This window comes from Amycolatopsis cynarae (assembly GCF_026802195.1).
Taxonomy (GTDB): Bacteria; Actinomycetota; Actinomycetes; order Mycobacteriales; family Pseudonocardiaceae; genus Amycolatopsis_E; species Amycolatopsis_E rhizosphaerae.
Genome location: NZ_CP113836.1, coordinates 4,455,468 through 4,480,693, shown reverse-complemented (window position 1 = coordinate 4,480,693; position 25,226 = coordinate 4,455,468). Strand labels below are relative to the sequence as shown.

15 protein-coding genes are annotated in these 25,226 nt (G+C 71.6%); 9 read left to right on the top strand and 6 right to left on the bottom strand.

Annotated elements, in window-relative coordinates:
- The first annotated feature begins 51 nt into the window (after nucleotides 1–51).
- The 7 genes from ORV05_RS21380 (at nucleotide 52) to ORV05_RS21350 (ending at nucleotide 7,614) form a co-directional block, all read left to right on the top strand.
- Nucleotides 52–846 carry an enoyl-CoA hydratase/isomerase family protein gene (locus tag ORV05_RS21380; protein WP_268753796.1) on the top strand — a complete coding sequence of 265 codons (795 nt, stop codon included), beginning with the start codon at nucleotides 52–54 and terminating at the stop codon, nucleotides 844–846.
- Between the two features lie 29 nt (nucleotides 847–875).
- Entirely contained in the window at nucleotides 876–2,162 is a 1,287-nt protein-coding gene (locus tag ORV05_RS21375; protein WP_268753795.1) for a beta-ketoacyl-[acyl-carrier-protein] synthase family protein, read from the top strand.
- A gap of 215 nt (nucleotides 2,163–2,377) precedes the next feature.
- Nucleotides 2,378–4,006 carry a CoA-transferase gene (locus ORV05_RS21370; RefSeq protein WP_268759846.1) on the top strand — a complete coding sequence of 543 codons (1,629 nt, stop codon included), beginning with the start codon at nucleotides 2,378–2,380 and terminating at the stop codon, nucleotides 4,004–4,006.
- Nucleotides 4,003–5,040 (top strand): ketoacyl-ACP synthase III, encoded by a 1,038-nt coding sequence (locus ORV05_RS21365; protein WP_268753794.1) that lies wholly within the window; start codon nucleotides 4,003–4,005, stop codon nucleotides 5,038–5,040. The genes ORV05_RS21370 and ORV05_RS21365 overlap by 4 nt, the downstream gene beginning before the upstream one ends.
- Nucleotides 5,034–6,002 (top strand): ketoacyl-ACP synthase III, encoded by a 969-nt coding sequence (locus ORV05_RS21360; protein WP_268753793.1) that lies wholly within the window; start codon nucleotides 5,034–5,036, stop codon nucleotides 6,000–6,002. The genes ORV05_RS21365 and ORV05_RS21360 overlap by 7 nt, the downstream gene beginning before the upstream one ends.
- A 3-nt stretch (nucleotides 6,003–6,005) precedes the next feature.
- The gene (locus tag ORV05_RS21355) at nucleotides 6,006–6,797 is read left to right on the top strand and encodes an SDR family NAD(P)-dependent oxidoreductase (protein ID WP_268753792.1); all 792 of its coding nucleotides are present in this window, start codon (nucleotides 6,006–6,008) and stop codon (nucleotides 6,795–6,797) included.
- Complete coding sequence (locus ORV05_RS21350) at nucleotides 6,769–7,614, top strand: SDR family NAD(P)-dependent oxidoreductase (protein WP_268753791.1); 846 nt, start codon at nucleotides 6,769–6,771, stop codon at nucleotides 7,612–7,614. The genes ORV05_RS21355 and ORV05_RS21350 overlap by 29 nt, the downstream gene beginning before the upstream one ends.
- 93 nt (nucleotides 7,615–7,707) lie before the next feature.
- Here the strand turns inward: ORV05_RS21350 and ORV05_RS21345 are convergent, their stop codons facing one another.
- The 4 genes from ORV05_RS21345 to ORV05_RS21330 all read right to left on the bottom strand — a co-directional run bounded on the left by ORV05_RS21345 (nucleotide 7,708) and on the right by ORV05_RS21330 (nucleotide 11,976).
- Nucleotides 7,708–9,195 carry an SDR family NAD(P)-dependent oxidoreductase gene (locus ORV05_RS21345; protein ID WP_268753790.1) on the bottom strand — a complete coding sequence of 496 codons (1,488 nt, stop codon included), beginning with the start codon at nucleotides 9,193–9,195 and terminating at the stop codon, nucleotides 7,708–7,710.
- A gap of 120 nt (nucleotides 9,196–9,315) precedes the next feature.
- Nucleotides 9,316–10,170, bottom strand: coding sequence for an SDR family NAD(P)-dependent oxidoreductase (locus ORV05_RS21340; protein WP_268753789.1), 855 nt, complete (start codon nucleotides 10,168–10,170; stop codon nucleotides 9,316–9,318).
- 64 nt (nucleotides 10,171–10,234) lie between these two features.
- Nucleotides 10,235–10,984: an SDR family NAD(P)-dependent oxidoreductase gene (locus ORV05_RS21335; RefSeq protein WP_268753788.1), complete on the bottom strand. Its 750-nt coding sequence runs from the start codon at nucleotides 10,982–10,984 to the stop codon at nucleotides 10,235–10,237.
- 14 nt (nucleotides 10,985–10,998) lie between these two features.
- The gene (locus ORV05_RS21330; protein WP_268753787.1) at nucleotides 10,999–11,976 is read right to left on the bottom strand and encodes an amidohydrolase family protein; all 978 of its coding nucleotides are present in this window, start codon (nucleotides 11,974–11,976) and stop codon (nucleotides 10,999–11,001) included.
- Nucleotides 11,977–12,113: 137 nt separating this feature from the next.
- Between ORV05_RS21330 and ORV05_RS21325 the strand changes: the two genes are divergently transcribed.
- Nucleotides 12,114–13,274, top strand: a complete 1,161-nt coding sequence (locus ORV05_RS21325; RefSeq protein WP_268753786.1) for an SMI1/KNR4 family protein — start codon at nucleotides 12,114–12,116, stop codon at nucleotides 13,272–13,274.
- A 7-nt stretch (nucleotides 13,275–13,281) separates the two neighbouring features.
- Here the strand turns inward: ORV05_RS21325 and ORV05_RS21320 are convergent, their stop codons facing one another.
- Together ORV05_RS21320 and ORV05_RS21315 are read right to left on the bottom strand one after the other, a co-directional pair.
- Entirely contained in the window at nucleotides 13,282–13,872 is a 591-nt protein-coding gene (locus tag ORV05_RS21320) for a TetR/AcrR family transcriptional regulator (RefSeq protein ID WP_268753785.1), read from the bottom strand.
- A 148-nt stretch (nucleotides 13,873–14,020) separates the two neighbouring features.
- Complete coding sequence (locus tag ORV05_RS21315; protein ID WP_268753784.1) at nucleotides 14,021–15,253, bottom strand: acetyl-CoA acetyltransferase; 1,233 nt, start codon at nucleotides 15,251–15,253, stop codon at nucleotides 14,021–14,023.
- 254 nt (nucleotides 15,254–15,507) lie between these two features.
- On the opposite strand from ORV05_RS21315, the gene ORV05_RS21310 reads away from it, so the two are divergent.
- Complete coding sequence (locus ORV05_RS21310; RefSeq protein WP_268753783.1) at nucleotides 15,508–25,215, top strand: RHS repeat-associated core domain-containing protein; 9,708 nt, start codon at nucleotides 15,508–15,510, stop codon at nucleotides 25,213–25,215.
- Nucleotides 25,216–25,226: the final 11 nt, after the last annotated feature.

Sequence of the window (25,226 nt, the reverse complement as noted above, 5' to 3'; positions counted from 1 at the left end):
CACCCGTTGAATGGAAAACATCGACGCGGTGTGAAAGAGGAGAGGGAACCCATGGCAGAGCCCGTGCTGGTCAGCGACGACGGTGCCGTTCGGACGATCACGCTCTTCCGGCCCGAACAGCGCAACAGCCTGGACTACGCCACCGGGCACGAACTGCTTTGCCACGTCACCGAGGCCGCGCGGGCTCGTTCGGTCCGGGCGATCGTGCTCGGCGGGACCGAACGGGCTTTCTGCTCGGGGGATGATCTCGACGCGCTGGAGCGCCATCTCAACGGCGACGACAGCCTGCTCCCGGCCTGCCGGGAGACCGGGGACGCGTTCTACCTCCGGGTCTGCGAAGAGATTCTCGCCGCCGGAAAGCCGGTGATCGCGGCGGTTTCCGGAGTCGCGGTCGGGCCAGGCACGGAACTGGCCTGTGCCGCCGATCTGCGGGTGGGCGGCCCCGGCACCCGGCTGGGCTGCGGGCTGATCCGCGTGGGGCATTCCGGCATCTTCGCCATGCTGAGCCGGGTCGTCGGCGCCGACCGCGCCACCGAGCTGTACCTGACCGGCCGTCTGGTCGAAGCGCCCGAGGCGCTGCGTCTGGGACTGCTGCACCGGGTCGCGCCCGACGACGAGGCCGTGGCGGCCACGGCCGCCGCACTGGCGCAGGAACTGGCCGAGGGGCCGACCCGCGCCATCGCGCTGTTCAAGGAACTCAGGGAACGGTGCGAAAGCGTGCCCGCACGGCAGGCCCTGCGCCTGCAGAACCAGTTCCACCGGCGGTGCTGGGCGGAAGTGCACGACAGCGTCGAGGGGACCCGGGCCGTACTGCAACGGCGCCGGCCCCGGTTCAGCGGCCGCTGAGCCGGGCCGCGCCAGGAGAGGGACTGAGCATGCACGGAAACGGTGCTTCGACGGACGTGGTCATCAGCGGGCTGGGCTTCCTCCTGCCCGGGGCCACCGGCAAGGACGAGGCCTGGCGGGTGCTGGCGGCGGGGGATTCGCAGGTGCGGACGCTGCCCGACGAACTCCGCGGTGGCCCGGGAGCGGCGGGCCGCTGCCGGGCGGGGGCGCGGGTGACCGGCTTCGACCACCGGCGGCACCTGCCCGATCTGCCCGACAACCACGCCAAGCGGTACAGCCGGGACATCCTGATGGTGCTCGCCGCGGTCGAGCAGGCGTGCGCCGACGCCGGGGTGCGGCCCGGCGACGTCGATCCGGACCGGCTCGCGGTGATCGGCTCCTGCTCACGGGGGCCCATCGAATGGTGGTCGCAGACCTGTGCCGGCCGCGTGCCGGACCCGCGGTATCCGCCGATCGACGTGGAGGAGGCGATTTTCGCTTCCCTGCCGGGAACCCCGGCCGCGCTGAGCGCGATCCGGCTGGGGGCCCGTGGCATGGTGACGACGCTGAGCAACGCGTGCGTGGGCGGGCACCAGGCGATCGGGCTGGGGGCGGAACTGCTTCGCGCCGGCAGCGGCGATGTGGTGGTCGCGGTCGGGTACGAGGCGCCGTTCGTGCCCGAGATGCTGCGGCTCTACTCGTCGCCGACCTCGCGGGTGCTGTCGCGGGCCGAAGGCGATCCGCGTACCACGATCAAGCCGTACGACCGTCGCCGTGACGGGTTCGCCTTCGGCGAAGGGGCGGTCGCGCTGGTGCTGGAGACGGCCGGGCACGCGCGCCGCCGCGGACGCGACCCGTACGCGCGGGTGGGGGCGGTGACGAGCCTGAGCGAGGCCGGGCACGCCACGCGGATGGACCTGTCCGGCCGCACCACGGCCGCCATGATCGCGCGGACGCTGGCCGCGTCGGGCCTGAGACCCGAAGCGCTCGGCTACCTGTGCGGGCACGGCACCGCGACGCGGTACAACGACCTGGCGGAAAGCCGGGCCATGCCGCAGGTGTTCGGCGACCGGGTGTCCGCCTGGCCGCCGCTGGGTTCGATCAAACCGATCTTCGGGCATCTGCTGGGCGGGTCGGGCGTGCTCAACTGCGCCGCGACCGCGCTGATGCTGCACCACCAGTGCCTCGCCCCCACCGCGAACTGCGTCGAGGTCGACCCCGAGTGCGATCACGACCACGTGCAGGAGGGGGCGCGGCCCACCGGACTGCGGCACGCGATGTCGCTGTCGTTCGCCATCGGTAGCCAGAGCTCGGCGATGACCCTGGAGGCGGCGTGATCGACACTGGCGGAGCCCCCGGTCACGCTGGCCGACCGGGTGCGGGTGTCCCGCAAGGCACTGGAGGCGGCGTGATCGACACTGGCGGAGCCCCCGGTCACGCTGGCCGACCGGGTGCGGGTGTCCCGCAAGGCACTGGAGGCGGCGTGATCGACACTGGCGGAGCCCCGGTCAGGCGAGCCGACCGGCCGCGCTTCTATCAGCACTTGTCAAGGATGTGCCGGGACCACCTGCGGGACGGGATGACGGTGCACGTGGCGTCGACGATGTCGCGGCCCAACGCGCTGCTCCGCGTCGCCGCGCGGACGCTGGCGGGGCGGGCCTCGTTCACGGTGAGCAGCAACGCCTTCCACGCCAACCTGCACGCCTGGACGATGGCGGGGCTGGTGCGGCACGCGATCACGGGGTTCGCCGGGGACACCTATCCGTCGTCGCGTCCCAACCCGCTCTATTCCCGCCTGCCGCAGGGAGATCCGTTCACCGTCGAGGAGTGGAGCCTGCTGACCCTGCTGCAGCGGCTGATCGCGGGGGCGGGCGGGAACCCGGTCGCGGTGACCACGTCGCTGGTGGGGACGGATCTCGAGGCCCTGCACGAAAAGCACGGGCGCAGCCGTCGGCTCACCGGGGCGGGGCGGGGTGCGGTGGTGATCCCGGCGCTGTGCCCGGACGTCACGCTGCTGCACGCCACTTTCGCCGACCGGCAGGGCAATCTCTACCTCAACGGCCCGGTAGGCGAGGGCTGGTGGGGGGCGATGGCCGCGCGGGTGGGCGTGGTCGCCACGGTCGAAATGGTCGTGGACACCCCGCCGCGCGGCGGGGTGTCGATCCCGGCGGACCGGGTGCTCGCGCTCGCCCCCTGCCCGTACGGGGCGCATCCCCAGGGCCTGCCGCCCTGGCCGGAAGGCCGGTTCGAGGGCTACCTCGACGACTACGACTTCCTGGTGGACCTGGCGCGGGCGTGTGCCACGCCGGAGGGGCGCGAGGACTGGTACCGCCGCTGGGTCACCGAGGTGCCGGGCCAGGACGCGATGATGCGCCGCCTCGGCGGGGACCGGCTGGCGCGGCTGCGCGACGGCCGGTTCCCCGCCAGCCATCCGGCGGGCGGGGAACCGACGTGGCGGGAGCGGCACGTGCTGCTGGCCGCACGGGCCATTGTGGACCGTGTGCTCGAACGCGGGTACCGCGCGATCCTGGCCGGGATCGGCACCTCGCACCTCGCCGCGTGGCTGGCCGCGGCGCAACTGCGGGAGCGGGGCTGCCCCGTGCAGCTGCACGCCGAACTCGGCCTGGTCGACCTGCAGGCCGCGCCCGGTGACGTTTTCCTGTTCTCCCAACGGCATGCGGCGCGCTGCCGGGACCACGCCGGGACGCTGGAGGTACTGGGCGCGCTGGCTTCCGGCGGCCGCGGCCGGGCACTGGCCGTGCTGTCCGCGGGCGAGATCGACGCGGGCGGGCGGATCAACAGCAGCCGGACCGCCGACGGTGCCTTCCTGGTGGGTTCGGGCGGGGCCAACGACTTCGCCAGCCACCTGGACACGCTGGTGGTCGCGGCGGCGTCACCGCGGCGGTTCGTGCCGCGCGTGGCCTTCGCCACCTGCCCCGGGCACAACGTGCACACGGTGGCGACCCAGTACGGGCGGCTGGCGCGCGGGGGAGCGGACGAACCATTCGTCCTGAGGAGCTGGCTCCCGCCGGCCGGGGATCCGGCGGCCGACCCGATCACCACGCTGCGCGAGCGGACCCGCTGGCCCGTGCTCGACACCCCGGTGGAACCGGAAAAACCCTTCAGCGACAAGGAGATCGGCACGCTGCGCGAGTTCGATCCGGAAGGAGTCTATCGATGATCCCCACCGCCGCGGCCCGACCGGCGCCGGTCGTGCTCGCCGGAGTCGGCCACGACTTCCCCGGCGACCCGGTGACCAACCGCTACTTCGAGACCGAGCACCCCGCGCTCGGGATCGACGATGCCTGGATCCGCCGCCACACCGGGGTGGGGGCGCGGCACTGGCCGCCACCGGGCAGGCACCACGTGGACATGGCGGAGCGGGCCGCCACACTGGCGATGAAGGACGCACACGTGACCGCGGACGACATCGACGTCATCGTGGCCACCACGGCGACCGCCCGTCCGCGGGTCAACCCGACCACGGCGGGCAACCGCTACTCCGACCTCGCGCTGCCCCTGCAGAAACGGCTCGGCGCGGACCGCGCCTTCGGTTTCGACGTGACCGGGGTGGCCTGCGTGGGTTTCCTGCATGCCAGCACCGTGGCGCAGGGGCTGCTCAGCAGCCTCGACGTCGGCACCGTGCTCGTGGTCTGCGCGGAAAACCCGTTGCCCATCCTGAACTTCCGTTACCGCAACGCGGCGCTGTTCGGCGGCGGGGCCGCCGCCGCGGTGTGGCGGCGGCAAGACGGACCGTCCGGTCTGGACGCCGTGGTCCTGCGGTCGGACGCCGAGCACTTCGACGCCTTCGACATCGACGACGAGGACAAGATGATGATGAAGGGGAAGGTGGTCGGGGCGATCGGCGCCGGTTTCCTCGCCGAAGCGAGCTGGGAGGCACTGCGCCGCGCGGGCCGCGGCTGGGACGAACTGGACTGGGTCATCCCGCACCAGGGCAACATCAACATGATCAACGAGGTGGTCGGGCTGCTCGATCCGCCGCGGGAACGGGTGCTGGTCAACATCGACCGCCGGGGCAACACCTCCAGCGTCAGCGTGCCGGGGTGCCTGTCCGAGAACGTCCACAACGGACGGGTCCGCCGGGGCGACCGGATTCTGGCGATGAGCGTCGGCCGGGGGTTCAGCTGGGGCGCGATGATCTTCCACTACGGACTGCCCGGCGAGCGGGCGGAAAGGGACATCCGCGCATGCTGAACCAGCGTAGTCCGTGGGCCGCCACCGGGGTGGCGCTGACCGGGTTCGGGCTCTACTACCCCCGGGACCGGATCGTCAACGAGGACTTCTCCCGCGGCGGCGACAACCCGATCGACGCCTCCGTACTGGGCACCGTCTCGGTGCGCGCCCGGCATCGCAGCAGCGAGAACGAAACCATCCCGTACATGGGCGCCGAAGCGGGCAGGCTCGCGGTCGCCGACGCCGGGCTCGCCCCGGCGGAACTCGACCTGGTGGTGCTGGCCAGCTGGACGGTGCCGCCGTTCGTCCCCGAGCACGCGCCGGAGACGGCGGCGCTGCTCGGCTGCCCGCGCACGCTGGCGTTCGACGTTTCGGGCGCCTGCACGGGATTCATCCACGCCACGGGCATCGCCGCGGCGCACCTGAACACGCTGCCGCACACCCGGCACGCGCTCGTCGTCTGCTCCGAGCAGTTCAGCCGCCGAGCGCGTCCCGGCAGCAAGGGGGAACTGGTCTGCGGGGACGCGGCCGGTGCCGTGGTGCTGTCGAAGCGTCCGGAGAATCCCGGCCTGATCGACCTGGTGCTGCGCAGTGACGGGGAACGAGCGAAGGTGGTGTCCGCCCCGGCGCCGCACGGATGGGTGCGCAGCCAGAAGGACCTGCCGGAGCACGCCGTGTCGAGCATCGTCGAGGTCAGCGGCGAACTGTTGCGGCGCAACGGTCTCGACATGGACACAGTGGACTGGGTGGTGCCGCATCCCGGCACGGACGTGGTGCACAACCGGGTCCGGGAGGCGCTCGGCGTGCCCGCGGGGAAGTTCGTGGTGAACTTCCAGGAGCGCGGCAACACCTCCAGCGCCTCGATCCCGATCGTGCTGGCCGAGGAACGGGGTGCGGGCCGGTTCCGGCCCGGTGACCTGGTGCTCAGCCCGGCCATCGGGGCCGGGTGGTACTACGGCGCCATGCTCTACCGGGTCGGGTGAGCCGTGTCCTCCGGAGACGGTGTCACGCTCGTCGTGGGCGGCAGCGGCGGGATCGGCCTGGCCACGGCCCGGGAGCTGGCCGGGGCGGGGAGGCCGGTGGTGGCCGCCGCCCGGCCGTCGCGGCGGCTGGACGAACTGGCCCGGTCGGCGCAACGGGAGGGGTGTCCACTGCGGACCCTGCCGGTCGACGTCACCTCGGCGAGCAGCGTCGCGGAACTGTTCGCCCGGCTGGACGGCACCCCGCTCACGGCCTGCGTCCACACCGCGGGGCGCAACCTGTCACGCCGGCTCCTGGTACCGCCCGAAGAGGACGGACAGGACTGGCGGACCCATCCCGAACAGGAGTGGCGTGACATCGTCGACCTGTGCCTGACCGGCACGTTCCTCGTCGGGCGCGCCGCCGCGAAGGCGTTCGCGCGGCAGGGAACCGGGGGAGTGCTGGTCACCGTCGCCAGCTCCACCTGGCCCGGCTCGTGGGGGCAGTCCGCCTACTCGGCGGCGAAGGCGGGGGTCGTCTCCCTCACCCGCAGCTGGGCGCTGGAACTCGGCGAGTACGGCATCCGCGTGGTGTGCGTCGCGCCCGGGGTGGTGGACGGGGAGGCCCTGCGCGCCAAGTGCGCGAGCCGGCCCCGGCACGCCGCCTACCTGGAACGGCTGCGCCGGCATGTCCCGCTGGGCCGGTTCGCGGCCGAGCACGAGGTCGCGGCCGCGATCGTGCACGCGATCGACAACGAATACCTGACCGGAACGGTGCTGGAGGTGCACGGTGGCGGATTTCCCGGACGAATCGACTAGAAGGTGGCTCTCCGGCCGGTTCCCCGACGGGGCGGCCGTGGTCACGGGGGCGGGCAGCGGCATCGGGCGCAGCATCGCGCTGCGGCTGGCCGGTGCGGGCGTCCCCGTCGGGCTGATCGGGCGCAACCTCGAACGGCTGCGCACCGTGGCGAAGGAGATCGACGCGGCGGGCGGGCGGGCCTGCTACTTCAGCGCCGACGTACGGGACCTGGACCGCCTGTCCACCGCGGTCGACGGCATCGAGGACCGCTTCGGCCCGGTCGCGCTCGCGGTGAACAGCGCGGCGACCGCGACCGGCCAGACCTTCCTGTGCGAGCAGACCGAACGGTCGTGGATGGCCACCGTCGACACCAACCTCAACGGAGCCTTCCGGTTCTGCCGGGTGGTGGTGCCCGGCATGATGCGGCGCCGGTCGGGGGCGATCGTGCTCGTCTCCAGCTCCGCCGGCAAGCGGGGGTCCCCCGCGACCTCGGCGTACTCGGCGTCGAAATGGGGGGTCAACGGGCTCGTCCGGTGCCTCGCCATGGAGACCGGGCCGTACCAGGTGCGGGTCAACGCGGTGTGTCCCGGCCTGACCGACACCGGCATGCTGCGCGACGAACGGCAACTGGGCGGCAGTTTCGTGGCCAGTATGCGCAGGTTCGGCGGGACACCGGAGCTCACCTGGGAGCGTTACTGGCGCAGCGCTGTGCGCAACACGAACCTGCGGCGGCTCGTGGAACCGGACGAGGTGGCCGACCTGACCGCCTTCCTGCTCAGTGACGGCGCCCGCGCCATCACCGGCGAGGCGTTCTCCGTCGACGGCGGCAGCGCCTGACCGGCGTGTCCCACGTTCCTGGGGCTGCGGGTTCGCGTGAAGGGTCCCTTCACAGCCGATATGGCTGTGAAGGGACCCTTCACGGCTCGCTGCCTACCGGCCGGAGTGAGCCGCGGCGGGCTCGGCGGGTGGGTGCTGGGGCTGCCGGTCCGGCAGCGGGCCGAGCGTGGCGATCCCGCCGCACACCCGGATCCTGGCGCCGCTGAGCAGGCTCGACCCGGGGCTCACCAGGTACGCGATGGCGGCGGCGAGGTCTTCGGGGGCCGACGACCGGCCCACCGGCACGCGGCTCATCGAGGTGCGCACGAAGGCCGGGTCCGCGGTCGCCGCCATCGGCGTGTCGACGAACCCGGGGATCACCGCGTTGACCCGGATACGGTAGCGGGCGAAGGTCGCCGCCAGATGCAGGCTGAGCTGCTCCATCGCCGCCTTGCTCGAACTGTAGCTGTACAGCCCGGGCACCAGCGCGATGGTGGCGCTCGACGACGAGACGCCCACGATGGATCCGCGGTGCGCGTTGCGCGCCCATTGCGAAGCCAGCGCTTCCGCGAGGTCCGCATAGGACAGTGCGTTGACCCGGAAGGCCCGCTCCCGCGGCCCGGGCAGGTCCGTGCGCGGATCGTCGCGGACGAGGACTCCCGCCGTGTAGACGAGATCGTGCACCGCGCCCGCCGCGCGGACCGCGATGTCGGCGAGCTCGCCCGCAGCTCCCGGCACCCCGAGGTCGGCCCGGACCGTCCACACGCGACTTCCGGAGACGGCCCGCGCCTGTTCGGCCGTCGCCTCCAGTTCGGCTTCGCGGCGGGCGGCCAGCACGAGATCGGCGCCGCGGCGCGCGAGTTCGACGGCGGTGGCGGCCCCGATCCCGCTGCTGGCGCCCGCGACGAGCACCGTGCGCCCGGCCAGCGACCAGGGCTCCTCGGGCGGGATCGTGGAGTCGTCCGCGCGGACCGAACCCGCGGGCGCGGCGGACACGAGCGTCGTCTCCAGCCCGCCGTCGAGCGGCAGGACCTCGCCGACCATGGTGTCCAGACCCGCGCTGAGCAGCAGCGTGAGCGCGTTGCGAAGGTCGGCCGCCACCACGGGGCGCCGCACGATCTGGTGGGCGAACAGGTCGGATCGGGCCTGTTCGGGCAGCGCGTGGCCCAGGAACGGCGAGTAGCCCAGCTTGATCACGTTCATCCGCACGCCGTGCCGGGCGGCCCTGGCGGCCCACTGCCGCCACCAGTGCAGGTCCGCCGCCTGCCGGGCGGCGTCCCCGGGATCGGCGGTGCCGGCGGGCACGGTGGTGAAATCGGTGACCAGCACCATGCGCCCGCCGCCCCGCGCCGCCATGCGGTCCGCCACTTCCCGCACCCGCGCCCGGTCGAGTGCGGCGGGTGGCGCGGGAGCGCCGTAGAGCGCGTTTCCCAGTTGCAGGGCGCAGAACGCGGAATCACTCGTACCGTTGCGACCGGCGTCGAGCGTGAACCCGATGCCGGACACCAGTTCCCGCAGGCACTCCCCGGCGGTGTCGTGCGGCGCGTCCACTTCGGCCCGCGACGCGCACGGCCGCAGCGAGGGGGATACCGGCTTGGTCATGGAACGGCCCCGTTTCCCTGTGAAGGTGTTGTCCCTTCCCCACGGTAGGGGGCTCTTCCCGGCCTGCCATCGGCCCGCGGGTACCCAGTGGCGGGGCCGATGGTGACCGCCGGTACCGGGTCAGGCCGGGCCCGGGCTCCACTGCGCGTGGCGCGGCATCCAGGCCGTTTCGTGCCGCCGTCGGAAGTCGGTGCCGAACCAGCCGGGGGAGAAGGCGGTCGCCCCGCCGTCGACCAGCAGGTTGGCGCCGGTGACGAACGCCGCGTCGTCCCCGGCGAGGAACGCCACCGCGGCCGCGATGTCTTCCGGCCTGCCGTTGCGCCCCAGCGGTGATTCCGCTTCGGTGTAGGCCTTCCCGCCGTCGGCGAGCATCGCGTTGGTCATCGCGGTTTCGGTCACGCCGGGCAGCACGGCGTTGGCGCGGATGTCGTACTGGCCGAGCTCGTAGGCCATCACCGTGACCATCATGCTCAGCGCCGCCTTCGCCGAGCAGTACGCGGCGAACAGCGCCACCGGGTTCACCGCCCCGCACGAGGAGGTGACCACAATGGACCCGCCACGACCGAGGGACACCATGTGCCGGGCCGCTGCCTGGCACACCGAGAACGTGCCCGTCACGTTGACGTCGAAGGTCTTCCGCCACACCGGCAGCGGGATCTCCAGGAAGGGACCGAACCGGCCCCACCCGGCGTTGGCCACGCAGATGTCCAGGCGGTCCCGCAGCGGTGATGCCGGGGAGAACAGGTCCTCCACCTGGCCGAGGTCGGTCTGGTCGCAGGCCATCCCGGTCGCTTCGCCGCCCGCCGCGGTGATCTCCTCGGCCACCTTCTTCGCGCCGTCGGCGTCGATGTCGGCGAGGACGACGGATGCTCCTTCGGCGCTCAGCCGGCGTGCGGTGGCGGCCCCGATCCCCGAGGCCGCCCCGGTGACCAGCGCGACCCGGCCCGCCAGGCGTGCCGCTGGACTGCTGTTCATCGCGTCGTTCTCCTTTCCTGTGCCGGTGTTCGGTGTTCGGTGTTCGGTGTTCTCAGTGCCGGAACTAGTGCCGGAACCAGCCGCCGTCGACGTGCACGAGCTGGCCGGTGACGTAGCGGGACTCGTCGGAGGCGAGCCACGCGACCGCGTCCGCCACCTCGTGGGGCTGTCCCGCCCGGGGCAGGGGGAGGGTGGCCACCGTCTTGTTGCGCACCTTCGCCAGGTCTCCGGTTTCGGCGATCTCGGTGTCCACGAAACCGGGGGCGACCGCGTTGGCGCGAATGCCTTCGCGCCCCAGCTCGACCGCCAGCGACCGGGTGAGCGTGAGGAGACCGCCCTTCGAGGCGTCGTAGCCGATCTGGCGGAAGAAGCCGGTCACCGCCACCGAGCAGATGTTGACGATCGCGCCGTGGCCGGAGGCGGCGAGGTGGTCCACCGCGGCCTGCGCGAGGAAGAACGGCGCGCTGAGGTTGACCGCGAGGATGCGATGCCACTGTCCGGCGGTGTACTCGCGAAAGGGAACGCGGTGCAGGATGCCCGCGTTGTTCACCAGCACGTCGAGCGCGCCCAGTTCGCCGACGGTGCCCTCGACGATCCGCCCGGCGAGGGACGGTTCGCCGATGTCTCCGGGGACCGCGACGGCGCCGCCCCCGCCTTCGCGGATTCGGTCCACTGTGGCCTGTGCGGTGGCCGCGTCGAGGTCGTTGACGGCCACGGCGGCACCGTCGGCGGCCAGCCGGGTGGCGATCGCCGCGCCGATGCCCCGTCCGGCGCCGGTCACCAGCGCGACCCGGCCGTCCAAAGAGGATCCCATCGGCGTGCCCCCGTTCAGCTCGGTTCTTCCCAGCCGAGCAGTCTCGCCGCGTTGCCGTAGAGCCAGGCCTCGCGGCAGCGCTCGTCGATGTCGAACTCGGCGGCCTCGGCGGCCAGTTGCCCGGTGGTCCGGCCGTGGATCCATTCCAGGCCGCCGAAGAGGATCTTGTGGCGGACGGTGGAGGTGCCGTGGGCGAACAGCGGTTCCCAGCCCGATCCCGGCTGCTTCATCTGGTGCGGGCGGTAGGTGGAGAACTCCAGGTACACGTTGGGGTGCCGCTGGCACAGGGCCATCATCTCGGGGATCCAGGGCCAGCCGCCGTGCCCGGCCACCAGGACCAGGCCGGGGTGGCGGACGGCGATCGCGTCGAGTTCCCGCCAGGTGCACCAGTCCATCCGCAGCCGGGAGGACAGGTTGTGGCCGGTGTGGACCCACAGCGGCAGGCCCAGTTCTTCGAGGACGTCGTAGAAGGCGTGGGCTCCCTCGGACAGCGGATCGGCGGCGGTGAGGAAATGCGACACGGCCGCGCCCCGCATACCCAGTTGTCCCGCGCAGCGCCGGATCTCCGCGATCGCACCGTCCGGATCGGACAGATCCACGCAACCCCAGCCCTCGAACAGCGTGGGGTGTTTGGCCACGAACTCGGCGACCCGGTCGTTGACCACGCCGCCGCCGCGCAGCGGACGGTAGTTGCTCAGCAGGACCTGGTGGCGCACGCCCTCACCGGCCAGCCGGGCGGCGTAGGCGTCGAGGTCGAGATCGAAGGCGCCGCCGGAGAGCAGCCAGGTGACCGCGTCCTGGGGATCGCGGCGGGCCAGTGCGGCGAATTCGCGGGGGTCCAGCCCCGCCATGCGGGACAGCCGCGGGCCGAACACGCGGAAGTAGTCTTCGGCGGTCTCGGCGAAGCCGAGCAGGTAGGCCTCCCAGCACTCCCGGTCGAGCAGCATCCCGGCCATGTCGATGACCGGCCGGGGGCCCGCTTCCGCCGCCATGTCCCCACCCCGAATCTGTACGAGCGTTCATACAGTACGTGAGTAGGTTACTGGCTCGTCCGGCGCGACGCCAGCGCACGAGAGGGCGATCGCGTCCCGCTCACCGTTTTGTCGGACCCTTGCGGCATCTTGGCCTCATGGACTGGAAACCATGGCTGACCCGGTGGAGCGAGGAGTGGATCAGCGCGGCCGAACCGGACGAACTCGACTCCGCGGTGCTGCGTGACCGCTGGCTCGGGTTCGCACCGGCGACCGAGGACGAGGTTGCCGCGGCCGAGGCGCGGCTCGGCGTGCGCCTGCCCCCCTCGTACCGGGAGTTCCTGCTGACCACGAACGGCTGGCGCGACGCGGGCGGCTTCGTGTTCCGGATGCGGGACACGTCCGACCTCGGCTGGCTGCGTGATCACGAGCCGTACTGGGAGGACTGGGAGGACCTGTGGGAGGAGGACAATCCCGATCCGGACAACGGCAACCGTTTCACCCGCGGTTTACTGCTTTCCGCCGACGCCGACGCCGGCATCCTGTTCCTCGACCCCGGTGACGTCGACGAGGCCGGGGAGTGGGCCGCATACAGCCTGTTCTCGTGGCGGGCCGAGCCGCCGGAGCGGTTCGCCTCGTTCACCGAGCTGATGGAGGACCTGTACGCCGAGTTCCACCAGTTGCGCCGGCCCGAGGGCGAGACCCGGGACTCGTGGGACGCCCGGGTCGAGCAGGCGCGGCTGGACGTGCTCGCCGGGAACACCGACGACGCCGCCGCGGTTCTGGAGCGGGCCGAGGACTTCGGGCGGGTGCGGGCCACCGTGCTTCGCGCTCAGATCCTGTTGTTCCTCGGGCTTGGAGACGAGGCCCGGCAGCTGCTGGGGCAGTTGCTGCACCCGTCGTTCCAGCCCGACGGTTTCCTCGCGGACCCGCTGTTCACCGAGGAGTTCCTGCCGTACCTGTTCCACGAGCACCTCCACGAGGCCCCTTCCTTCTCCGTGCTCGACGCGGCGATGATCGGTGAGCGACCGGAGATCACGGCAATGTTCTCCGAGCACGAGCCCCGGTTCCGCGTGGCCGGGCAGGGCTTCGTCTACGGCAATCCGGAGTTCGACGAACCGATCCGCCGTGCCCGTGCCGCGCACGCGGACGACACCGACGCGCTCTGGACGGCGATCCGGGAGGCGATGCCCCGTTGGCGGCCCCGCACGGCCGACCACGTCGCCCCGGTCGCGCTGCTCGCCGACCCGGTCCTGGCCGCTGCCCTCACCCCCGAACGGGGCCGCGAACTGCTGGCGACCAAGAGAGGAGGTGCCTGAAGTCCGGTCAGTGGGCGAGGACGGACCGCACGATCAGTTCGGCGTAGAAACGGGAGAACTCGGTGTCCGACAATGGGCCCTCGGCGTGGAACCAGCCCGCGACCCGGAAGGACATGTCCAGAAACGCCATCGCGGCGATACGGGCGGGATCGCCGTCCGGCAGTGCGGGGAGGACGAACTCGCCCGAGGCGACACCGGCGCGCAGGACGTCCTCGAAGCGGGCCCGCACCCGCAGCCGGTTCTCCCGGACCTCCTTGCGGTGGTCCTCGTCCAGCGCGCGCCACTCGTCGCCGACCGTCGCCTCCCGGCTCAGCCTCGTGTGATGCAGGACGAACACCTCCACCAGGCCGCGCAGCCGCTGCGCCGGGGGCGCGTCGGCGGGCACCGCGTCGAGGTTGCGGTCGAGCGCGGCGTGGGCCTCCATGATGATCGAGTAGAGGACGTCCTCTTTCGACTCGAAGTGGTTGTACAGCGAGCCGGAGGTCAGCCCGCAGGCCTCGGTGATGTCCCGGACCGAAGTGGCGTGGAAACCCCGCTCGTGGAACAGCCGGGTGCCCGCCTCCTGAAGCCGTTCACGGGGATGCCGATCCGATGCCACTCGTGCCCGAGCCCTGGTCCTCCCCGGCATTCTCACCCCGTCGGCGGTCGATGGCGCGTGGCGCGCGCTGGTCGGTGACGGCCTCCACGATAGCCGAGCGGGTCTATGAGCGTTCATATCGCCGAGGCGGCGGTGCGCCACCCCCGCTTCAGTCCGCCGCGCCGACCACGAAACTCACCGCGGTGCTGCAACTGCCGCCGATGTTGAGGGTGGCTGCGGTGCGCGCCCCGTCGACCTGGTACCCGCCCGCGGTGCCGGTGACCTGGCGGTGGGCGTCGAGCAGCATGCGCACCCCGGTCGCGCCCACCGGATGGCCCGCCCCGATCAGGCCGCCGGAGGGGTTGACCGGGAGGCTCCCGCCGAACTCGATCCGCCCGTCCTCGACGGCTTCCCAGGCGCGCCCGGGCTCGGTCAGCCCGAAGTGTTCGAGTGCGACGTACTCGTTGACGGTGAAGCAGTCGTGGGTCTCGATCACGTCGAGTTCGCGCGGGCCGTCGATCCCGGCGCGGCGGTAGGCGTCGGTGATCGCCTGGCGCACGTTGGGAAACAGGTGCCCGCCGTCCGCGCTGAGGGCGAGCTTCGCGGCCAGCGGGAGCGGTGCGGTGCGGTGGCCCCAGCCCCGGATGACCCCGGCCTGCGGGGCGGACCGGCGCCGTGCCCACTGCTCGGCGAACCGGCGGCTCGCCAGCAGCACCACCGCGGCGCCGTCGGTGATCCGGCCGCAGTCGCTCTTGCGGATACGGCCCGCCACCACGGGATTGACCACCTCGTCGTCGCCGAACTGCGCCGCGTCGTTGGTCCAGGCCCGGGTCTGGGCGAGCGGGTTGCGCCGGGCGTTGGCGCGGTTGATCTCCGCGATGCGGGTGAGGTAAGCCCGGTCGAGCCCGTGGCGGCGCTCCACCTCCCCGGCGATGCGGTCGAACAGGCCGGGCCAGGGAAGGACGTCGTCGCCGGTCTCCTCCCGGGTCCACGCGGCGCTGCCGAGGTGCCGAGCGGCCTGCTCACTGTGCACGTTGCGCATCAGTTCGAGCCCGGCGACCAGCGCCAGGTCGTAGCGGCCCGCTTCGATCTCGGCCATCGCCGCGAGGACCGCCGTGCTCCCGGACGCGCACGCGGCCTCGTGCCGGCTGGTGGGCAGGGAAGACCACGACGGCTGCAGCATGGGCACCATGGCGCCGAGGTGGGCCTGGGCGGCGAACAGTTCCGCCCCGAAGTTCGCCACGTGGGCGGTCTCCACCTTCTCCGGGGCCACTCCGGTGGCGTCGAGGCAACCGGCGACGGCCTCCTCGAGCATCTCGTAGAGCGCGTTGTCGCTGTCCTTGGACCAGTTCCTGGCGAAGTCCGTCTGGCTCCCGCCCAGCACGTAGACCGGTTCGCGCACGGCCCGACCTCCCGCTTATGGTAACTGTATAAACGTACGTACAGTGTCGCGCGCGGCGGGGACTTTGACAACCCGCGACGGCGGCGCGGTGTGCGCCGTCATCTCGAGGGGATGAGGGGGAAACGCGCACGCCCGGCGGTGTGGCGGTCCACATAGGATGTTCCAGCAAAGCGCGTCCAAAGCCGGCGAGAAGTGAACTTAAAGGTTCGCGACGTAGGTTCACCCCGTTTGATCTTGAAACGAAGGCGGGGGCCATGGGGCGGCGGAACACGCGAAGGCTCGGGATCCTGGGACTGCTGTGGGCGTCCTGGCCCGCGAAGCTGGTGGCGCTGGGGCTCACGGTGGCCCTGCTGGCAGGCACGGCGGGCGACGCGATCGTGGGCCTGCCCGGCAGCGCGGGCCCGGACGGGCGCGGCGGCGCCGCGCACGGACCGGGGCAGCGCTGGGGCACCGCCGCGGGCGGCGGCAGCCATGTCGAGGGCAGCGGGAAGAACCGCACCGTGCCCGCCTCGCTCAGGAGCGCCTATCCGGCGCTGACCTGGAACACCGCGCAGAACAGCGCGGAACTCGCCGCGGCACCCGAGGTTCCCCGGCACGGTTTCGACGCCGCGACCAGCAAGGAGATCCCCGAGGCCCGCGACGCCTACGACCGCACCTACACCAACACCGACGGGACCGAGACCACCGAGTTCTCCTCGGTGCCGGTCAACTACCGCACCCCGGACGGCTGGGCGCCCATCGACACCCGGCTCACCGCGGACGCCGACGGCTGGCGCAACACCGCGGACTCGGTCGGCCTGCGGTTCGCGCCCCGTGCCGATCGCGGCGAACTGGCCGCGGTCAGCACGGGCGGCGGCCGTCAGGTGTCCTTCGGGCTGTCCGGTGCCGCCGGTTCGGCCGGTGAGGTCACCGGAAGCACCGTCACCTACCGCGGGGTGCGGCCGCAAACCGACCTCGAACTGGAGTCGCGGCCCGGCGGTGTCAAGGAAACCCTCGTCCTCACCTCCCGTGACGCCCCGGCTTCCTTCGTCTTCCCGTTGCACACCAACGGCCTGACCCCGCGCCTGGACGGCGGCCAGGTGGTGCTGGCCGACGCCGCCGGCGTCACCAGGGCGGTGATCCCGGCCGGGGACATGGCCGACGCCGCGCAGGCCCGCTCCGCCGGCGTCACCTACCGGCTCGTCGACGGGCCCGCGCTCGAGGTCACCCTCGACACGGCCTGGCTGAACGATCCCGCCCGGGTCTACCCCGTGCGCGTGGACCCGACCGTGCAGGTTCCCGTGGACGGTGCCGCCGCCGACAGCGCGATGTACGTGCAGGGGTCGAGTTCCGCCTCGGGGAGCTCGCAACTGCTGGTCGGCACGGTGGACGGGCAGAACTCGGCCTCCTACCTCAGGTTCGGCGGCCTGGTGAGCAAGCTCCAGTACCACACGATCTTCGGGGCCGCGCTGTGGGCGGTGAACTACGATTCCGACTCCTGCCAGGCACGGCAGGTCAGCGTGCACCCGGTGACCTCGTCCTGGACGGCCGGTTCGGGCTACTCCTACCCGGGGCCCTCCGTGGGCGCCGCGCTGACCAGCAAGTCCTTCGCGCACGGCTACATCGCCTTCGGGCAGTCCTCGTCGGCCTGCCCCACCGCGGGGGAGGTGTTCGACCTCGGCGCCGACGGCCGCGACCTGGTCCAGCGCTGGGTCGACGGCACGCAGGCCAACTACGGCCTTTCGCTGCGGGCTTCGACGGATTCCCTGTCCGGCAAGCGGTTCACCGGGACCGGTACCGCCAACCCGCCGAAGCTCTACGTCACGCACAGCCCGTACAACGCGACCTACTCGATCCCGAACCCGGTGCCCAACCCGACCGTGCTGCAGAACCAGGACGGCAAGATCAAGGTCACCGTCACGAACAAGAGCGCGGCGGACTGGGCGGCGAGCGACTACTACCTCGCCTACCGGGCCTACAACGCCGACACGGGCGCGGCTGTGACGCAGCAGCGTTCGGCGAGCCTCACGGCGACCGTCGCCCGGGGCGGCAAGGTGACGCTGGACGCGACGATCAAGGCGCTGCCGCCCGGCAAGTACTTCCTCGACTTCACCATGGTCAAGACCGGCGGGGTGGTGTTCACCGACTACCAGGTGCCGCCCGCACGGCTGGTGCTGCAGGTCTTCGACATCCCGCCGGTGGTGCAGGAACTCTATCCGCCCAACGGTTACCAGGCCCCGACGCTGACCCCGCAGCTGTGGGCCAGGGCGCTGGACATCGACGCGCCGCCCAGTTCGAGCCTGCAGTTCAAGTTCGAGATCTGCCAGCGTGACGACGCGGGGAACCCGACCGGCTGCACCAACTCCGGGTACGGCACGAAGACGGCCTGGACGGTGCCGTCGGGAACGCTGTCCTGGAGCAGGGCCTACCTGTGGCGTACCTACGTCAAGGACGCCACCACCGAGGTCGTCTCGCCCTATTCGGCCCTGCTGGCCTGGGTGCCGCAGCCGGACGTCACCTCCCGGCTGGCGGGCGCCCCCTACGGCGAGCGGCAGCAGGAGTTCGACCCGCTGGTGGGCAACTACAGCACGGTGGCGGTGGACGCCGTGGTGGCCACGGCGGGGCCGGAGCTGACCCTGACCCGGACCTACAACAGCCTCGACCCGCGACGGGACGGGCTGTTCGGGGCCGGGTGGACCAGCCGCTACGACATGAAGCTGGTGACCGACGACGACGGTTCCGGCAACGTGGTGGTGACCTATCCGGACGGCCAGGAGGTGCGGTTCGGCAAGAACGCCGACGGCACCTATGCCGCGCCGTGGGGCCGCACAGCCTCGCTCACGGTCGACTCGACGTCCTGGAAGCTGCTCGACACCTCCGGCACCACCTACCAGTTCTCCCTGGCCGGGCGGCTGACGCGGATTACCGACAACTCCTCCCACGCGATCGTGCTGAGCTACGACACCACCACGGGCAAGCTCTCCAAGGCGCAGGTGTCCAACAGCCAGACCAACACCGCGGGCCGGTCGCTGACCTTCACCTGGACCGGGGCGCACGTCACGAACGTCAAGACCGACCCGGTCGACGGTGCGGCGCTCGCCTGGGACTACACCTACACCGGCGACCTGCTGACCAAGGTCTGCGGCCCCGGCTCGGCGTGCACGGGCTACGAGTACGCGGCCGGTTCGCACTACCGCAGCGCCGTGCTGGATTCGCGGCCGGAGTCGTACTGGCGGCTCGGCGAGGGCGACGGCACCGCGGCGGGCAGCGAGGTGACGGTCAACCTCGGCAAGGACGCGGGCACCTATTCCGGCATCACCCTCGGCACCGCGGGGCCGATCGCCGGTTCCCCGGACACGGCCGCCTCGTTCAACGGTACGACGTCCAAAGTGGACCTTCCAAAGGGGATGCTGAAGAAGGGCCGCGACGGCGCGGTCGAGCTGTGGTTCAAGAACTCGCTGACCGGTTCGGGCGGCCCGCTGCTGGGCTACCAGGACAAGGCGCTCGGGACCGCGTCCACCACCGGTGTGCCGGTGCTCTACGTCGGCACCGACGGGAAGCTGCGCGGTCAGTTCGGGACCGGGAGCATCAACCCGATCACCTCCGCCACCGCGGTGAACGACGGCAAGTGGCACCACGTGGTGCTTTCGTCCATGGGCAGCACCCAGACGCTGTACCTGGACGGCGTGAAGGTGGGCGAGCTCACCGGCAAGACCATCGACCACTCGCTGCTGACCTTCAACCAGATCGGCGCGGCCTACGCCACCACCCCGGCCTCCTGGCCCGCCTGGGGTTCGGCGGCGCAGCGTTCCTACGCCGGTGCCATCGACGAGGTCGCGTACTACACCGGACCGCTGGGTGCGGCCGCGGTCGCCGCGCACTACAAGGCCGGGACCGCCCAGGCCGACCAGCTGACCAGGGTCGCCCTGCCCAGCGGCAAGACCGCCTCCGCCGCGACCTACGACGTGGTCAAGGACCGCGTCAAGGACTACACCGACGACAACGGCGGCCGTTGGAAGATCGGCACGCCCACGGTGTACGGCGGGAGCACCGACCTGCGCCGCAGCGTCGAGGTGCTCGATCCGGCCGACCGGCCCAGCCTGTACGAGTACGACGCGATCGGGGGCTGGCTGCTGCGGCTCGGGCAGCCGCTCGGCCTCGAAACCCGCAGCGAGGACGCCCCGGGGGAGCCGGTGCCGACCTCGCCGCCGCCCACCGAAAGCTGCACCACGCCGGACGCGAACGACCCTTCGTTCTGCACCACGATCCCCGGTGACTCCGGCGGCCCGGTGTTCGTCCGCTACGACGCGGAGGGCACCAGCATCCGCTCGTTCGGCTACGACGCCGACGGCAACCTGGCCACCGTCACCGACGAAAACGGCGACACCACCTCCCTCACCTACGACAAGCGCGGCAACGTCAACTCGACGAACACCTGCCGCAGCGCGACCGAGTGCCACACCAGCTACACCACCTACCCGGCGACGGTGACCAACCTCTACGACCCGCGGAACAACCTGCCCACCGAGACCAGGGACGCGCGGTCGTCGAGCGCCACCGACACGACCTACCGCACCAGCTACACCTACCACCCCAGCGGCCAGGTGCTGACCCAGACCAATCCGGACGGCAGCTCGCTGAAGAACACCTACACCACCGGCGCCGAAGCGGCCGTGGGCGGCGGCATCCCGCCGTCGGGCCTGCTCGCCACCGCGACCGACATCCGCGGCAAGGTGACGAAGTACGAGTACTACGCCAACGGCGACCTCGCCCGGCTCACCGAACCCTCCGGGCTGGTCACCGAGTTCACCTACGACGCGATCGGCCGCAAGATCTCGGAGAAGGAGATCTCCGACAGCTTCCCCGCCGGGGTCGTCACCACCTACACCTACGACGGGATGTCGCGGCCGCTGACCCAGACCGACCCGGTGACCACGAACGCCGTGACCGGGGCCAAGCATCAGCAGCGCACGGCCAACACCTACGACGCCGACGGGAACCTGACCGCCGTCACCGTGTCGGACGTGCTCGGCAACGATCCCGCCCGCGTCACCACCACGCTCTACGACGAGCACAACCACCCGATTCTGGTGACCGACCCCGAGGGCGGCGAGCGCGTCCGCAACTACGACGTGTTCGGCAACCTCACCACCGAGATCGACCCCGGCGGCAACCGCTACGACCTGGCCTACACCGCCCGCAACAGCATCGCCGAGGTGCGGCTGCGCGACTGGCACAGCGACCCGGACGGCGCACCCGCCACCGGGACCGGCGACTACCTGGTGCTGAGGTCCTACTCCTACGACTTCGCGGGCAGGCTCGCCAGCAGGACCGACGCGATGGGCCGCCGGACCGAGTACCAGTACTACGGCGACGGGCTGCTGCACAAGGAAGTGCTCAAGAACTTCCACGACCCCGACGGCAGCACGCGCGACTTCGTGGTGCAGGACGACACCTATGACGCCGACGGCAACCTGACCACGAAGGTGACCGGCAACGGCCGCAACACCGAGCAGTACACCATCGACGTGATGGGCCGGGTTTCGTCCATGGTGGAGGATCCGGGCGGCCTCGGGCGCACCACGTCCTACAACTTCGACGCCGAAGGCAACGTCACCCGCAGCACGCTGAGCGGCAAGGCGTCCAATGTGCCCTGGATCACCTCCGCCACCCCGGAGACCAGCGAGTACGCCTACGACGACAACGGCAACCTGACCGACGCGACCGTCACCGACGGCACCACCCGGCTCACCACGCACTACGGCTACGACCAGCGCGGCCTGCGCGTCTCGGTCACCGATCCGCGCGGCGGGGACGCCTACACCACCAGGACCACCTACGACGAGGCCGGCCGTGCGGTGACGGTCACCGGCGCGCCGGTGACCGCGGAAAGCGGCGGGGGAGCGGCGAGCACGGTCAAGCCGGTCAAGACCTTCGGCTACGACACCTTCGGCGAGCAGACCGAGGTCGCCGACGAACTGGGCAACGTCGGCCGGACCACCTACGACCGCAACGGACGGCCGGTGAGCGCCGCCGATCCGGCCTACACCGCGCCCGGCGCGAGCGGCGCGATCACCCCGACCACGCTGATCTCCTACGACCGCAACGGAAATGTCGTTTCGGTCACCGATCCGCGCGGCGGGATCACCCGGCGGTCCTACGACCAGCTCAACCGGCTGGTCGGCGTCGACGAACCGGCGTCCACCAACGACGAGCGCGCGGTCACCTCCTACACCTACAGCCGCACCGGGAAGGTGCTCTCCAGCACCGACCCCACCGGGGCGCGGACCGAAGCCACCTACGACGACCTCGACCGGCAGGTCACCGACACGGTGGTGGAGCGCCGTCCGGCCGCGGCGGCCTACACCACGAAGGTGACCTACAACGACTCCGGTGACGTGCTCGCCGCGGTTTCCCCGAGCGGGGCGGTCACCAGCAACACCTACGACCTGCTGGGCAGGCTGACCAAGACGATCGACCCGAGCGGGCTGCCGGAGGAGTTCGGCTACGACTTCGCCGGACGGCAGGTCCGCGACGCCGACGGGCTGGGCCGCACCTCCCAGCAGTCCTACGACCTGTTCGGCAGGCTGGCGGCCTCGGCGGATCTCGCGCCGGACGGCACCACGCTGCGCACCACGCGGTACGGCTACGACCCGGCCGGGAACCTGACCTCGGTCACCGACCCGAACCAGACCACCCGCAGCTACACCTACGACGCGGCGAACCGGCTGGTGCGGCAGACCGAACCGGTGACCGACACCAAGTCGATCACCACCACCTTCGGGTACGACGCCGCGGGCCACCGCACCCGTTACACCGACGGCCGGGGCAACTCCACCATCACCACCTACAACAGCCTCGGCCTGCCCGAGTCGGAGATCGAACCGGCGACGGCGACCGCGCCGAACCTCGCCGACCGCACCTGGACCACCGCCTACGACGCCAACGGCAACGCCGTGGCCGAGACGGCACCGGGCGGGGTGAGTACGCAGGCCACCTACGACGCCGCGGACCGGCTCGTCACCGAGACCGGGACCGGCGCCGAGGCGGCCACGGCCACCCGGCACCTCGGCTACGACCTGGCGGGCCGCACCACCTCGATCGACGCGGTGACCGGCACGAACTACTACAGCTACGACGACCGCGGGAACCTGCTGGGCTCCGGCGGCCCCGGCGGCACCTCGTCGTTCGGCTACGACGGCGACGGGAACATGACCGTCCGCAAGGACGCCGCCGGGAACGCGACCTACGGCTACACCAACGGCAGGCTGGCCTCGATGACCGACGGGCTCACCGGCGCCACCGAAACCCTCGGCTACGACGGGGCCGGAGCGGTGAAGACCGTCTCCTACGGCGGCGGCCGGACCCGCACCTTCGGGTACGACAACCTGGGACACCTGACCTCCGACGTCCTGACGAACCAGGCGGGCCAGACGGTGTCCTCGGCGGCTTACGCCTTCGGACCCGACGACTCGCTCACCCGGGAGACCACCACGGGGACCGCGGGCGCCGGAGACTTCACCTACACCTACGACAAGGCGGGGCGGCTCACCGGCCGGACCGGCGGCGGCCAGACCACCGCCTACGGCTGGGACGACGCGGGCAACCGGGTCCAGAACGGGGCCAAGACCGCGACCTACGACGAGCGCAACCGGGTGCTCTCCGACGGCGACTACACCTACACCTACAGCACCCGGGGCACGGTCGCCTCGCGCACCAGCGCGGGGCTCACCGACCGGTTCGCCTTCGACGCCTTCGACCGGCTGATCACCGCCGCGGGCCAGAACTACGTCTACGACTCGCTGGACCGGATGGTTTCGCGCAACGGCACCGGGTTCACCTACGCCGGGCCGGACGGCGAGGTCGTCTCCGACGGGACGCAGAGCTTCGCCCGCGGCCCGGAGGACGAACTGCTCGCCACCGGCAAGGGCGACACCAAGCGACTGTCCCTTTCGGACAACCACGGCGACGTGGTCGCCGGCTTCGACCCCGCGGACACCACACTGGCGCAGCTGCCGGACTCCACAGGGTACGACCCGTTCGGCAAGGTCACCGCGAAGACCGGGGACACCGGGGCGCTGTCGTTCCAGGGCGACTGGACCGACTCGGCCACCGGGCAGGTGAACATGGGCGCCCGCTGGTACGACCCGGGCACCGGCGGATTCGTCTCCCGGGACAGCATCACCTCGGACACCGGAGAGAACGCGGTGATGGCCAACCGGTACACCTACGGCGCGGCGGACCCGCTGGACTTCACCGACCCCGACGGGCACAAGGCGGAGCCCAGCGACACGGTGCAAAGCTGCGACGGCGGCCCGAATGACGATTTCTTCGGCTGCTTCCAGTACCAGTTCTACTTCGTGTCGCTGGCCCTCGAACGACAGGCACAGGCCCAGGCGGACGCCGCGGCGCACAAGCACCGCAAGTCGGCACCGGGGGCGAACGACACCTACCCGTCGTACGCGCCGGGCCCGGCCTACCGGGGTTCGGGCGGGGGCGGAAGCTGCGGCGCCTGCTACGACCCGTACGCCGCCTACAAGCGCGCGAAGCGGATCAGTGACGCGGCCATCGCCTCGAACGCGTACCGGGCCAGGACCACCCACATGGGGGTGAGTTCCTCGGCGCGCACGCCGAACTTCTCCGGCGGCAAGATCGTGTCGTCCAGTCCCTCGGTGCCCGCTCGGGCTACGGGCGCGAAACGCAACGTGGTCGCGGACCAGAAGAAGGGCTCGGACCGCATTTACCAGGCTGTCAAACAGAAGGCGGGCCCGGTGGTGCAGAACGTGTCCGAGGCGGCACGTGGGGGCGATGCCCCGTCGGGCTCGGTGGTGCCGGTCGCGGGCGGCTCAGGCGGCTCCGGTGGCTCGGGGAGCTCTGGTGGCTCCGGTGGCCCGGGTGGTTCCGCCGCGGGCCCGGGTGGAGGAGGCGGCGGCTGGTCCTGGAGCGGCGCGCTCGACGTCGTCAAGGAACTCAGCGGGTACAACGACGCGAAGAAGTGCCTCACCAAGGGCGACTTCGGGGCGTGTGCCTGGACCGTGGTCACCGTGGCGAGCCTGGTCGCCGGTCCGGAGGCCACCGCCGCGCTGCGCGGGCTCAAGGGCGCGGCGGTGGGCCTGAAGGTGGGCAAAGACCTGCTGAAGACCGGCAAGGCGGTGCGGGACGCCCGGCGGGCGGAGGAGGCGGCCACCGCCGCCAAGGACGCGGCCAAGGCCGTGGAAAACGTCGCCTGCGCTGCCGTGGGCAACAGTTTCGCCGGCGACACCGGTGTCCTGATGGCCGACGGGAGCACGAAACCGATCTCGCAGGTGAAGATCGGGGACGAGGTGCGGGCCACCGACCCGGTCACCGGGCGGGCCGCGGCGGAGAAGGTGACCGGCGTGATCACCGGTACCGGTGAGAAGGAGCTCACCTCGGTCACGGTCGCCACCGATCAGGCCACCGGCACCGTGGTGGCGACCTCGGGGCACTCGTTCTTCGACGACGGCGAGGACCGCTGGGTGCAGGCCGCGGACCTGCGCCCGGGCGAGCGGATTCAGACAGCTTCGGGGCAGGACGGAACCGTCGTCGGCACCTCGTCGTGGTCGCGTGTGGACACCGTCTACAACCTCACGGTCGACACGCTGCACACCTTCTTCGTCACCGTCGCCGGTATCGGCCTGCTGGTGCACAACGTCGACCCCGACTGCGGCAAGAACATCGCCAAACAAGGGGCCCGGCACGCCAAGCCCAAGACCGGCGTGGTCGCGAAGGCGAAGAACGGGCTCAAGGCGGCAGGCCGGCAGGGCTGGGACTACGCGGTGAAACGCCCGATCCGCGGTGTCACCAAGGACCTCGGGAAGGCACTGGCGAAATGCATCGGAAAGCCCGGTACGGCGCTCGGGATCGGCTACGCCACCGAACACAAGACGCTGGGCCTGGCCGCCGGACTGGTCCTGCTGACCAACTGCTACTGGGACATGATCGCCGACGGCGGTAAGAAGTAGCCGGCGGAAGA